At 29.2% G+C, this 12,998-nt stretch carries 12 protein-coding genes; all 12 read left to right on the top strand.

From position 1 onward, the window contains the following. Position 1: 1 nt before the first annotated feature. The 12 genes from J2Z76_RS12695 to J2Z76_RS12640 all read left to right on the top strand — a co-directional run bounded on the left by J2Z76_RS12695 (position 2) and on the right by J2Z76_RS12640 (position 12,962). Complete coding sequence (locus tag J2Z76_RS12695; RefSeq protein ID WP_209512445.1) at positions 2-1,390, top strand: hypothetical protein; 1,389 nt, start codon at positions 2-4, stop codon at positions 1,388-1,390. Beyond that, entirely contained in the window at positions 1,390-2,319 is a 930-nt protein-coding gene (locus tag J2Z76_RS12690) for a DUF3801 domain-containing protein (protein WP_209512444.1), read from the top strand. Before J2Z76_RS12695 ends, J2Z76_RS12690 begins: the two co-directional genes overlap by 1 nt. Beyond that, entirely contained in the window at positions 2,319-4,238 is a 1,920-nt protein-coding gene (locus J2Z76_RS12685) for a VirD4-like conjugal transfer protein, CD1115 family (protein WP_209512443.1), read from the top strand. The genes J2Z76_RS12690 and J2Z76_RS12685 overlap by 1 nt, the downstream gene beginning before the upstream one ends. 4 nt (positions 4,239-4,242) lie before the next feature. Next, positions 4,243-4,554 carry a hypothetical protein gene (locus J2Z76_RS12680; RefSeq protein WP_209512442.1) on the top strand — a complete coding sequence of 104 codons (312 nt, stop codon included), beginning with the start codon at positions 4,243-4,245 and terminating at the stop codon, positions 4,552-4,554. Positions 4,555-4,742: 188 nt separating this feature from the next. Next, the gene (locus J2Z76_RS12675; protein WP_209512441.1) at positions 4,743-5,321 is read left to right on the top strand and encodes a hypothetical protein; all 579 of its coding nucleotides are present in this window, start codon (positions 4,743-4,745) and stop codon (positions 5,319-5,321) included. A gap of 142 nt (positions 5,322-5,463) precedes the next feature. Beyond that, a complete protein-coding gene (locus tag J2Z76_RS12670) occupies positions 5,464-6,342 on the top strand; it encodes a hypothetical protein (protein WP_209512440.1) in 879 nt (292 codons plus the stop codon). An 83-nt stretch (positions 6,343-6,425) separates the two neighbouring features. After that, positions 6,426-6,989, top strand: coding sequence for a hypothetical protein (locus J2Z76_RS12665; RefSeq protein WP_209512439.1), 564 nt, complete (start codon positions 6,426-6,428; stop codon positions 6,987-6,989). A gap of 114 nt (positions 6,990-7,103) precedes the next feature. After that, a complete protein-coding gene (locus J2Z76_RS12660) occupies positions 7,104-7,919 on the top strand; it encodes a VirB6/TrbL-like conjugal transfer protein, CD1112 family (protein WP_209512438.1) in 816 nt (271 codons plus the stop codon). Further along, positions 7,919-8,302, top strand: coding sequence for a PrgI family protein (locus J2Z76_RS12655; RefSeq protein WP_209512437.1), 384 nt, complete (start codon positions 7,919-7,921; stop codon positions 8,300-8,302). Before J2Z76_RS12660 ends, J2Z76_RS12655 begins: the two co-directional genes overlap by 1 nt. Continuing rightward, positions 8,299-10,680, top strand: a complete 2,382-nt coding sequence (locus J2Z76_RS12650; protein WP_209512436.1) for a VirB4-like conjugal transfer ATPase, CD1110 family — start codon at positions 8,299-8,301, stop codon at positions 10,678-10,680. The genes J2Z76_RS12655 and J2Z76_RS12650 overlap by 4 nt, the downstream gene beginning before the upstream one ends. A 200-nt stretch (positions 10,681-10,880) precedes the next feature. Beyond that, entirely contained in the window at positions 10,881-12,701 is a 1,821-nt protein-coding gene (locus J2Z76_RS12645) for a C40 family peptidase (protein WP_209512435.1), read from the top strand. A 9-nt stretch (positions 12,702-12,710) separates the two neighbouring features. Continuing rightward, on the top strand, positions 12,711-12,962 hold the full coding sequence (locus J2Z76_RS12640; RefSeq protein WP_209512434.1) for a hypothetical protein: 252 nt from the start codon (positions 12,711-12,713) through the stop codon (positions 12,960-12,962). Positions 12,963-12,998: the final 36 nt, after the last annotated feature.

Here is a 12,998-nt window from a genome sequence, read left to right as displayed (position 1 = left end):
GATGACATATCAAGATGAAGTAAATAATACTGTAGTTGGTAACAAAAAAATTCAAAGTAACAACATTTTAGGAATTTATGATAAAGCTACTAATAGCTTTATTAGTATTGAAGTGAATGAAGGAAGTAATATTGAAATTGCTCAAGGAAAGAAATCAATACTTGATGCTTGTAAAAAGTTGCGTGAATATGAAGACTTAAATAAAATTGAAGAAGACAAAAGGTTAACAAATGTTTTTGCTCTTGATAAAAACATAATTGTGAAAGCTAAAGGTGTCAGTGATAAACAGATTTTTGATGAGCTGGATAAATATAATAGTGAAGTAGCACTTAAAGAAAATCAAGTAAAGATTTTAGAAAATAATCTAGACAAATATAAAAAGCTATATGATTATGAATTTTCATATAAAATTCCTTCTTCTGAGACATTAACTCAATGGTTTGGAGATTACTCGAACTATGAGCCTAAATTGGGTGTTACAGAGAAGCAGATAAATAGTAGATTAGCATACTTTGATAAAGTATCAGAATTAATAACTAACTTAATTAAGAATGATAAATTAATAGACAAATTTATGATTATTATTAATACAAAAGGTATAGAGGAAGCATATATAGATGATGAAAGTCATAAAGGGGTAACCGAAGGAGCTGTACAGTTTTTATCAAGGCAAGAACAAATAGAAAAAATAATGAGCACTTTAATTACTTTTAAAGATCCTGTAATTGTAAATTCAAAAGAAGAACTTGAAAAACTTCAGGCTGAATTTAGAGAAGCACATGGAGAAAAGTCGCATAGATCAGAAGAAAAAGAAGCTGTCAGAGATAAAAAAGCGGAGCTTTTAAAACTTATGGAAGGACAAAATACACGGGGATATATAAGAATATCACATGAAGACTATTATGATGTGAAAGAACTAATAGAAGAAATGGATATGCCTTTTATTGCGAAGGAAAGTGGAATAAAAGTTGGAATGAATATAATAGTTCCAACTGACAGAATTCAGGAACTCAAAAACATGCTTTTAGAAACCAATAAAGAAATATTGCAGCAGGTTGAAGGGAATATAGATTGGAACAAAATCAAAAAAATACAAGATATTAGAGGATATGGCAATGTTAATATTGAATCATTAAGGGATTTTCAAAATATGAATAAGGATGCTTTTAAGTACATTGCATTTGAAAAAGATGGCAAATATTCAGTATATATGGAACCAAATTGTTCCGTTATTATTAAAGGGGACAAGTTAGAGAAAAAGGAAAAAAATAAAACAAGTGATAAAAAGACGCTAAAAGATGTAAATAAGATGAAAAATGATTACAAAAAGTCTAAGGAAGAAGTTGTAACTATGGTTAATAAAAAAAATAATAGTAGAGGTGAAAGATAATGAATACAGGTGGAGAAACAGCAGGAATCTTAATGGGATTTGCAGCAGATTTAAGCAAGGAAGGGATTAGAGATTTTGGTAAGTTAGGAGGAGAAGTATTAAAATATATATTTCTTTCATTGTTAGGAAAGTTGAACAGACAGCTGAATACTGGAGAAGTAAATATTAAGAGATTAATAAAAAGTGGAGACGAGTTAGTAACGCTTGACTTAAATGATAAAGATGCAGCTATATTTGCTTCAAAAGCAAAATCAACAGGATTAACATATGCTATATTTGATGTTAGTCCTACTGATAATAAGGTTACTTATGTATATAAGAAAGGTGAAGCAGAAATGGTCAATAAAATACTAGAGAAAATGGCAAATGATAAAGTTAATGGTATGGAAAAAGAAGTTGATAGTAAAATATTAGACGAGTTTATTATTAATAAAGAAGGTAGTGTATATTTAGTTGATAAAGAAAGTCCTGAAGACTATATTCAAGTAAATAGAGAAGAAAAAGAAATATTGAAAACATATATAGTGGATAAAGATAACACTGCTAATTACATTAAGATGACTGAAAATATGAAAGAAAAAACACTTTATGTAGAAATCATTATTGATGGTAAATCAGACATTTTAAACAGTAAAGATTATAGGAATGAAGATATTCAAAAAAGAGTCAATGAAGTTGGAAAAACTTTTTCTAATCCAGAATTTGTTTACAATGACATAGACTTAGAAAAGCTTAAAATAAAACAAAAAAATAGGGTAGAGGAAAAAGATAAGGACAAAAACAAGTTAGAGAATAAAAATCAGGTTAAAACAGATAGGAAGACAATGAAAGAAGTTGACGATAATATCAAGGAGGTGAGGGCCAAACAAACCAAAGCTAAAACAAAAGACAAAATCAAAGATAAGGCAAAAGAAAGGGGAGACAGGTAGTGACGGAGCAACAGAGACGTAAAAATTACAAATTACAAATGATTATACTTTCTGTAATAATGTTTATATTTGTGTCTTTTGTAACAATACATATAGGAGCAGTATTTAATAGCTATGAACAATTCGATTATACCATGCTTGGTAAATTTCAAGATGACATAGATGCACATATTAAATCTACTCCTTTTTTCATGCCACAAAAACAAGACTTGAAAATATTTATGTTTATAAGCTTATTGTATTGGGCAGTGGCTTTGTATTTTATTACACTAGATAAAAAGTACATGTTTGGAAAAGAACATGGTACTGCACGCTGGGCTGAAAAAGAAGAAATTAAAAAAATATTGGATAAAGATGAAAATAATAATATTATACTTACAGAAACTGAACAAATGAGTTTGAATACAAGGAAAACAAGAAAAAATCTTAATATATTAGCTCTTGGTGGTTCTGGCGCAGGTAAAACAAGATTCTTTGTTAAACCTAATATAATGCAGGCAAATACATCATATGTAATAACTGACCCAAAGGGTGAAATTTTAAGAGAAACAGGAGCACTTCTTCATCAGCAGGGATATAAAATAAAAGCATTTAATCTTATAGATATGGGTTATAGCAGTCGCTATAATCCTTTTGTTTATATAAGAACAGAAAATGATGTGATGAAATTAATAAACGGCTTAATAAAAAATACAAACCCTAAATCGGGTGGAGGTAATGATCCGTTTTGGGAAAAATCTGAAATAGCTTTATTACAGGCTATATTCTACTTTATGTGGTATGAGCTTGTTCCTGAAGAACAAAACTTTAAAACAGTAATGGAGCTACTTAGGTATGCAAGTGTAAAAGAAGAAAATGAGGACTATGAGAGCGATCTAGATATTATTTTCAAACAATTAAAAGAGGTAAAACCACAACATATTGCTGTAAGACAGTATGGTATATTCAAACAAGGTGCAGGCAAAACGACTAAAAGCATACTTATTTCAGTTGGTGTTAGATTGTCACTATTTAATTTAGAGTCATTATCTGATTTAACAATAAAAGATGAATTGAACCTTGAAACAATTGCTCATGAAAAAACAGCGCTATTTGTAATCATTCCTGATAGCGATAATACATTTAATTTTTTAGTGTCTATGATGTATGGGCAGCTATTTGAAAGATTATATTACATTGCAGATTTTCAAACTAAAGATGGCAGGCTAAAAACACATGTTAGATTTATGCTTGATGAGTTTGCAAACATAGGTCAAATACCTGACTTTGAAAAGAAGATAGCCACTATGCGAAGTAGGGAAATTAGTTCTACAATTATTATTCAAAACATGGCCCAATTAAAAGAAATTTACAAAGATAACTGGGAGAGCATTACGGGTAACTGTGATTCTACATTATTCCTAGGTGGACAAGAACAATCAACATTAGAGTATATAAGTAAACGTCTTGGTAAGGAGACTATAGATACAAGAAATATAAATTATTCAAAAGGCAAACAAGGAAGTACTTCATATAACTTTGGTATTCACGGACGTGAACTTATGCAACCTGATGAAATAGGAAGGATGCCTGACAGTGATTGTATATTGTTAATAAGAGGTATGCTACCATTTTATTCAAAGAAGTTCGATTTATCAAAGCATAGAAATTATATGTATTTATTTGAAGTATCGGAAGAGAATTGTTTTGATTATAGCAAAGTAAGAGATATGGAAAATCAGAAAGATAAAGAAGAAGAACGTATTAAAATTCTCGAAGGCTATAAGATGAAAGATTTTGAATTGGAAATAGAACAAATAGAACAGATGTATAAAAATATTGTTTTTATGGATGAAGAACAACAATATCCATTCAGCTTTGATGATGAGATACAAAGTTTTATAGATGAAAACGACATAGAAATAGAAGAGGAGAAATAGTATTATGAAAAAAATAAAGAAACTATCAATCATAGCTAGAAATATTTTAGCTATGATAGCAATTTATACTTTTAATTGTACAACAGTATTTGCGTCAACTACAGCAGGTGTAGATAAGTTTGATAACATGGTCGTATGGATAGCATCATGGGTAGGTAGAGTTGGACTGTTAGTAGCATTTTGGGGAGGAGTGCAAATTGCTTTCTCTCTCTCCGATCACGATGCAGGACAAAAGAGAAATGGAATTTTATTTCTTGTGGCAGGTCTTATGGTATTTGGTTTATCTGTAGGATATAAGACATTGCTTGGATTATAAATTTAAAAGTTAAGGGATAGTTTAATTTATTAACGGGTTCAGTTTTGAGGTGCAAAATTTATGAAAAATTCTTAGTGGTATTTTGATATATTTGATGTATAATAATGGTAAACGAGCTACAACTGTAGAATAATGTGCATCAACTAAAGTTGATTATTTTAAAGTACAGTTGAGAGGAGATTTAATAAATGAAAGTAAAAGCACGCTATATATTCATAGCATTTTCTGTATTAGTGCTATATTTATATTTTAATGGCTATAGATTTACACCAAGGCAGGCAGCTAAGGCACATTCTTTTTTAGAAAGAGATGCTCAACTAGTTAGTGAGGTTGATGTTGGTTGGGGTTATGCATATATTTACAAAGTTCCAGACTACTATTTAACGGTTATGGCTACTAAAAGAGGATTTCTTTGGAGAGCACCATTTAGTTCCCATACCAAAGGTATTAATGACAAAAATGATAAAATTAGAATGATTGGATGGATGAGTTGTACAAATAGTGAAAAAGAGAAAGCAACAATTTTAGTAATAGAAAATAAGGATGAAAATGTTGTTTTTATAGAAGCAGGTAAAGAAACTCAAAGAAATAAAAAGAATGTAGAAAATGGAGAATTGGTAACATTTGTTTGGGATGAAGCATTGTTCGTACATGACATCAAACCAATAGCATTGTCTAAAGATAATAGAGAATTATATAGATATGGATATCCTTTAGGAACAAGAACATTTAGAGATAAAGACTTGAAATGGTATAGTATCAAGTAATACTTCCTTACAAGTTTATGTGATAAAGAGCAGGATATTTCATAATATTAAAATTATACTACATAAACAATTTAAAAATATATGAATATAAGTAGATAAATGCGAAGTGAAGATTATTTATATAATATTTGGAGGAATTCTTATGAAAAAAAAATTAAAATCAACTCTAATACTTATACTTATTATGGTTTTTTTTGCTCCGCAAGCTGTTCATGCCAATATGGCATCACCAAGTAAGTCAGATATTGGCTCATCAGTGACATTTGAAAAAAATGGTGTAATTTCAGTTATTTCAGAGGTGTTAGATATAACAGTAGACGGAGCAGAAGCAGACATTTTCGTAACTTATAGAATGAAAAATACTACGAATGAAAGTATTTCCACACAGTCTATGTTTCTTTCTCCAAATATTGAAAATAGTAATACTGAGCTTTTAGTGAATGGAAAATCGATAGAATATGTTGCTGATAGTTATTCTTTAAATTACTCTACTGATATTAGCACAGATAATTGGCAATATGCGGTGCTTGTAGACGAGGAGATAGCCATTGAAAATAATGATAAAACTGTTGATACAATATCATTTCAAATGGATTTTGCACCAAATGAAGAATATGACGTAGTGGTTTCTTATTGTTACCGACTTGGTGGATACCCTGATTATAATTTCAATGTTAAAAGAGGAAAAATTGAATACTATCTTGCACCTGCAGCCATGTGGAAAGATTTTTCAAGTTTAACAATAAATCTATATCTTGATGAGGATATGCCAATTATAAAAAGTAGTAACCTTAAATTTGAGAAAATTGACACCCGGACTTATCAGTACGTTTCAGATACTCTTCCAGAGGAGAATCTTGAAATTGTCATAGATGAAAACTGGTGGCAAAATATATTTAGCACCATTAGAAATCCTTATCTACCGTTCACACTTTTAATGTTCTCTCCAATAATTTTGATAGTTTTAGTAGTTATTATCTTTGTAGTTTGGCGTGTACATCAAAAGAAAAAATTTTATTAAATAAACGTATATTGTAATTCAATTGCAGATTTTAACGACATTGAAAGTTAGAAGTCTGGTATTACTGTAATATTAAACAATGAATGATTAGAGGTGATATAGTGAGAAAAATGTCAGTAGCAAAAGTAATTAGTGGTATTGTAAAAATAATTATTGTTGCTTTTATAATTTATCTAATAGTATCAACTCTATTTGGTAGACAGTTATTTTTGATAAGAAGTGGTGTGTGCGAGTCAGATATAAAATATGAAACAGAGGAATTTTTGACAAAGTATTTTTTCTATCAAAATGATAATGAATGGGGACTTATTAGTTCTAACCGTGATTTTTCTTTATTTGAGAATTATTATAAGATTTCTATTGATACAGATACTGGTGACTATTCAACAATAATGGGACATCAGATTTTTAAAAAAAACTGGAAGAGCAATGTAGAAGAGAGTATTCCGAGGGCTTATTTTTCATCATATAACATTGATGCTACTAATGATCATAGAATTATAAGCTTTGGATTAACTCTTGATAATAAGGAGGTTTATTCCCACGCGGGAGAACTACTTAAACCTCAATTTAAGCAAAGCCTTGGCAATGGTTTTTATATTTATTTTGTAGATACTGATGCAAATTCTAGTCATGACAATAAATAATGTTACGACGCATTCCTTCTATTATTCGTTTTTAGATTTTACACCTCAAAACTGAACCCGTTATTTATGTTATAGTTACCCTTAACTTAACTATAACATCTTTGGAGGTGGAAAATGTTTAATATTGACGGCATCATATTGTCTATAAGTAAATTGTTTAATGATTTAAACTATGAAATAGGAGATATTGTAAATATAATTACTCAACCGCAAAGTGCAATGCCCGGATTATGGAATATGATCGAGGGCATTTTTAATTGTCTTTTACCAATCGGGTATAGCTTATTAGCATTGTTCTTTATGCTAGATTTATTGAACAATACAATAACATTTAGAATAGCAAAGATAGAAAATATTATAAAAATTGTAATAAGAGTAGTATTAGCAAAGGTCATTATGCAAAGCAGTTTTGTTATTTTAGAGCAGATATATTATTCGGTATCGGATATAATTTCTTCAGTATATGCTTCACCAGGAACTATTCAAAATATAGTTGATATTGCTGAACTGAAAACACAATTAGAAGCAATGAAATTTATGGAGTTAATTGCATTTCAAATGCAGTTTATGCCAATAAAACTAATTATGCAGATTTTGAAAGTTTTAATTGAAGTTATCTGTTATGGTAGAATTATTGAACTGTATATATTTACAGCTCTTGCACCATTGCCATTATCTACTATGGTAAGTGGAGAATATAATAATATTGCTAAGAGATTTGTGCAGCACTATATATCAGTATGCTTGCAGGGTCTAATTATAATGATAGCTTGCATGTCGTTTTCAGGAATAGCCAATACAATATTAGTTTCTACAGCTACCAGTAGTGCAGAGATAAGTATGTGGGGAACTATAACAGCATGTGTAGTGCTGCTTCTTGTATTAACAAAAGCAAGCACCTGGGCCAAACAAATAGTGGGGGTGAATTAATGATAGAGATTAAAATACCAAAAGAAGTAAGGAGTTATAAAGAAACAATCTTCTTTGGCCTAACATTAAGGCAAATAATTTGTCTTAGTATTGCATTGTCAATAAATGTACCTATGTATATATTTTTAAAGCCATATATAGGTGATGAAATTGCAAGTTGGATAATCATGTTCACAGGAGTTCCGCTATTTTTAATAGGATTCTTTAAATTTAATGGTCTACCATTCGAAAAATTTGCTTTGATTGTATTGAAATTTAAATTGTTTATACCACGAAAGAGGAAATATAAGGTTGAAAATATATTTACAGATATAGCTGCAGAACAAAATAAAATTAATATAGAAAATTTGAAGAAAACTAAGGAAAGGAAAAAGATAAAATGATTCTAAGAAAAAAACATAAATCAAATGCTGATCAAAGTAACAGTAAAGGAAAATGTAATAAAGTTCAAAAGCCTAAAAGGGTCAAAAAATCTAGTACATCACAAAATACTATTCCTATATTAAGCACTTATGAGGATGGCATAATAGAAACAAAAAAAGGAGAATACTCTAAAACATTACAGTTCTTAGATATAAATTATCATTTAGCAAGAGAAGATGATCAAATAGATATATTTTCTAAGTACTGTGAGTTTTTGAATTTCTTCAATTCAACAGTAAAACTTCAAATTACAATTAACAATAAGTCTATAAACAAAGATGAATTTGAAAATAAGATAGTAATTAAAAATAAAAATGATCAGTTGGATGTTTATAGAGATGAGTACAATGACATGCTAAAAAAACAAGTTATGCAAGGCCGTAATGATATAGAAAAAGAGAAATATATAACAATAGGTATAAAAGCAAATGATATAACAGAAGCGAGAAATAATTTCATTAGAATAGAAAATGAAATTATTGGCTTATTAAGACGTATGGGTAGTTATGGTAAGGTATTGTCTATAAGTAAAAGATTAGAAACATTACATGATATATATAGGAAAGATAATGTTGGTAACTTTGAATATAATCCTAAAATGTTAAAACAAAGATTTTCAAATATTAAGGATATTATAGCACCAGACAGCTTTGAATTTAAAAGAGATAGTATAATTGTAGGCAATTCTCATGCAAGAGTATTATTTATTCGAAGCTTACCGTCTTTCTTAAACGATAATTTCTTAACTGAACTAACTGATTTTGGATTCAACATGATGTTTAGTATTAACATTAATCCGGTAGAACCTGAATTTGCATTAAAAATGATACAAAGGCAAATAACAGGTATGGAGTCAAATAAAATAGAATTTCAACGCAAGAGTGTGAAGAATGGCTATCTAGATGCATTCATACCATATGATTTAAGAAATAACTTGCAAGAAGCTGAAGAATTGCTTGAAGATGTTATGAATAAAAATCAAAGATTATTTTTAGCTAATTTTGTAATACTTCTGATGGATGATGATAAAAATTTATTAGAGGAGCACACAGAAATAATTAAATCTACTGCAAGAAAATATTTATGCCAGGTAGGCTCATTAAACTATCAGCAGGAAGAAGGGTTAAATTCAGTACTTCCTTTAGGAATAAATGAATTGCAAGTTGATAGATGCTTAACAACAGAGTCTACAGCAGTATTTATGCCATTTACATCTCAAGAACTTTTACAGCCAAATGGAATGTATTATGGATTGAATGCAATTTCAAAATCTTTAATAATGTTTGATAGAAAGACATTAAAGAATCAGAATGGTTTTATCCTGGGAACACCAGGAAGTGGTAAATCATTTAGTGCAAAAAGAGAGATGGTAAATGTTTTGTTAAATACAGATGATGATGTATTAATTATAGATCCAGAAAGGGAGTATTCGGCTTTAGTTAAAAACTTTGGTGGCGAAATAATAAATATTTCTTCTAATAGTCCAAGTCATATCAATCCAATGGACATGACTATAGATTATTCAGAAGAGCCACTTTCATTAAAGTCAGACTTCATTCTTTCCTTTTGTGAGGTTATATTGGGCGGTAAAAGTGGATTGAGTGCAAGGGAGAAATCAATACTTGATAGATGTGTTAGATTTACATATCAGGATTACATGCAAAGTTTTGATGAAAAGCTATTACCAACTTTAGTAGATTTTTATGAAACAGTTAAGAAACAAAAAGAACCAGAGGCAGAAGGATTATCAGTAGCATTAGAATTATACGCTACAGGCAATCTTTCTGTATTTTCACATAAAACAAATATAGATATTAATAATAGACTTGTTTGTTTTGATATAAAGGATTTAGGAAAACAGTTAAAAACTATGGGTATGTTAATAGTATTAGACCAGGTGTGGAATAGAATAACAGAAAACAGGAAAAAGGGTAAACATACATGGATATATTTAGATGAAATATATTTGCTTTTTACAAATGAATATTCGGCTAATTTCTTATTTGAACTGTTTAAAAGATCAAGAAAATGGGGAGGTGTTGTTACTGGTATAACTCAAAACGTAGAAGATTTATTACAAAGTGAATTAGCAAGAAGGATGCTTTCGAATTCGGATTTTATACTGATGCTTAACCAGGCACCAATGGATAGAATTGAATTAGAAAAAATGCTAAATATTTCAGCAGCACAGTTAGCATATATAACAAATGTAGACTCAGGAAGAGGGCTGTTGTTTTCAGGTAATAATATTATACCATTTGTAGATGAATTTCCGACTAATACAAAGTTATATAAAATGATGACAACTAAGGTGGAAGAGGTTGTGAATGTGTCATAATGAAAATACAAAACTCAACTAATAAGTATATAAATAAAATAAATAACATTAATGACAGATCAAAGGGTAAAATCTATATTAATAGAAAATATTGTAGTAAACTACTGAAGTCAAAAAAGAATATAATAAGATCCGGGCCAAGTAATTTAACTATTAAAAACAAAAGAAATAAATTAAATAATAAATCGAAACCCGCAAAAATGAAAGGAAATACTTTTAGTAATGTAAAACGACATTTATCAGAAGAAGATAAATCAATAGCTGTACAAGCATACCTAAATACATCTAATAAATTAGATACAGTAATTAATGTAGCAAAGACACCTGTTAAAGTAACAACTTCAGTAATAAGAGCTAAAGATGTAATACAAAAAAGCAAAAATATAGGTTCTAAAAAGATAAGTAGGCCAGTTCTTATAAAACAACCAACAGGTAAAATAAATAAAAAATATTTACTGAATAAAGGAGTTGCTAAACTTTCAAAGAATAGCATTAAGATTGCTTCAAGCAGTAAAAACAGGGTAGTTGAAAATCTCGGAGATAAGTCAGATGGTAACTTAGGTGTACAAGCATATCTGAAAGTAGATAGAGACATTAGGGTTAGTGTAGATGCAGTCAAATCAACTAAAAACGTAGCAGTTGGGTCTTCAAAGGTAATAACCAATTCAAATAAGTTATTACGTGGATCGAGTAGTTTAATAAAGGAACGAATAACAGATAAAAAGCGTTATAAATATAAAAACATTAAAAAAAATATTTCAAAAGCAAATAAAATTAAGACCAGTACAAAAAAAACAAGAGTAAATAATGTACTTACTAAAAATGCTAGAAAAGGAATTAATAAGAATCACATATTTAAGAGTAAAACTTTAAATATTGCTAAATCTGCAGTTAGTAGTGTTAAGAAGTCAATTAAGACAATTTTAATGATTAAAAATCCTATTGTGTTAACTTCAACAGGAATTTTAATATTACTGATTTTAGTTTCCAATTCTGTTTCAGGCAGCATGGTATCAATACTCAGTCAAAATTATTTTATGGCAGATGAAGATATAGCTTTGAAATATAAGGATAAGGTTGAGCTATTGGATAATGCATTAAGAGAAGAAATATCAGATTTAAAAGACGATAATAAATATGATAGTACCAGGGTTGTTTATATTGGAGATAATCAGAAAATCTCTACTAATTTCAATGAAATATTTGCTATTGCTTCTGTTAAATTTGAACAGAATTTAACTTGCTCAAATAATGAGAAGAAATTTATAGATAAAATATATTCAGAAATATATGATATAAAAATTTCAACAGAAAACTATACAATTAAAAATTCAGAAGGAAAAGAAATAACAAAAAAAAGAAAGATTATAACCGTATATTCATATGATATGGAAACGGTTATGGATAAGATTAACTTTGATGATGAACAAGAAAGATGGGCTAGAACCTTAGTAACTAATTTTTCTGAGCAATTTCCAAAATTGGCAATACAATATGGTGAATTAACACAAGAAGAAATTAGAAATTTAATTGAAAATGCTCCAAAACTCACATCAAAACAACAAGAAAAGTTATATGATACAGCTCTAAGTCTCGTAGGAAAAGTAAAATACTTCTGGGGAGGTAAAAGTTCAGTCGGATGGAATGATGAATGGGGAGAATCTACATTAGTAACTTCTCCTGGTAATGATACAACGGGTAAATATAGACCATTTGGATTAGATTGTTCAGGATATGTTGATTGGGTATATAAGACATCAGGAATAAGCAATATATTGTCTGGTGGTGGAACATCTTATCAGTGGGGAAAATCATATCCAATCAGTAATGATGATCTGCAGGTTGGAGACTTGGCATTTTTACAAATGCCAAACTCGTCAGGGATAAATCATGTTGGAATATATGTTGGTAAGGATAAAGATAATAATAATCTTTATGCACATTGCCAATGGGGTACAGGGGTAACTGTCGATGGATACAAAGGATTTAAGTACTTTAGAAGAGTAGTAAAGTTTGAATAGGAGGTAAAAATGACACTATATGATAAGCTAAATAAACAAAAAGAACTTAGAGAAAAACTAGTTTTAAAAAAGGAAGATGTTATAAAGAAGATTGAACAGGTTGACGATAAAATAAAGATCATTCAAGAAGATATAGAGAATCAGGAAATGGATAATACCTTGAAAGTAATTAAAAGTAAGGGTTATTCTATATTAGAAGTAAAAGAGGCTTTGGAAGGAGGTGTTTTGGATGATTTATTGAAAAAAAATAATTTTATATAAATTTACGCATAACTTGACAACAAAATACAGGGCATT

Source organism: Sedimentibacter acidaminivorans, from assembly GCF_017873955.1.
Lineage (GTDB): Bacteria > Bacillota > Clostridia > Tissierellales > Sedimentibacteraceae > Sedimentibacter > Sedimentibacter acidaminivorans.
This window is presented reverse-complemented; position numbering and strand designations above follow the sequence as displayed.

Bases quoted from the DNA above. Each gene is read 5' to 3' on its own strand.
- J2Z76_RS12680 (WP_209512442.1), top strand. From the start codon at position 4,243: ATGAAAAAAATAAAGAAACTATCAATCATAGCTAGAAATATTTTAGCT.
- J2Z76_RS12690 (WP_209512444.1), top strand. From the start codon at position 1,390: ATGAATACAGGTGGAGAAACAGCAGGAATCTTAATGGGATTTGCAGCA.
- J2Z76_RS12655 (WP_209512437.1), top strand. From the start codon at position 7,919: ATGATAGAGATTAAAATACCAAAAGAAGTAAGGAGTTATAAAGAAACA.
- J2Z76_RS12665 (WP_209512439.1), top strand. From the start codon at position 6,426: ATGATTAGAGGTGATATAGTGAGAAAAATGTCAGTAGCAAAAGTAATT.
- J2Z76_RS12645 (WP_209512435.1), top strand. From the start codon at position 10,881: ATGAAAGGAAATACTTTTAGTAATGTAAAACGACATTTATCAGAAGAA.
- J2Z76_RS12670 (WP_209512440.1), top strand. From the start codon at position 5,464: ATGAAAAAAAAATTAAAATCAACTCTAATACTTATACTTATTATGGTT.
- J2Z76_RS12695 (WP_209512445.1), top strand. From the start codon at position 2: ATGACATATCAAGATGAAGTAAATAATACTGTAGTTGGTAACAAAAAA.
- J2Z76_RS12675 (WP_209512441.1), top strand. From the start codon at position 4,743: ATGAAAGTAAAAGCACGCTATATATTCATAGCATTTTCTGTATTAGTG.
- J2Z76_RS12660 (WP_209512438.1), top strand. From the start codon at position 7,104: ATGTTTAATATTGACGGCATCATATTGTCTATAAGTAAATTGTTTAAT.
- J2Z76_RS12650 (WP_209512436.1), top strand. From the start codon at position 8,299: ATGATTCTAAGAAAAAAACATAAATCAAATGCTGATCAAAGTAACAGT.
- J2Z76_RS12640 (WP_209512434.1), top strand. From the start codon at position 12,711: ATGACACTATATGATAAGCTAAATAAACAAAAAGAACTTAGAGAAAAA.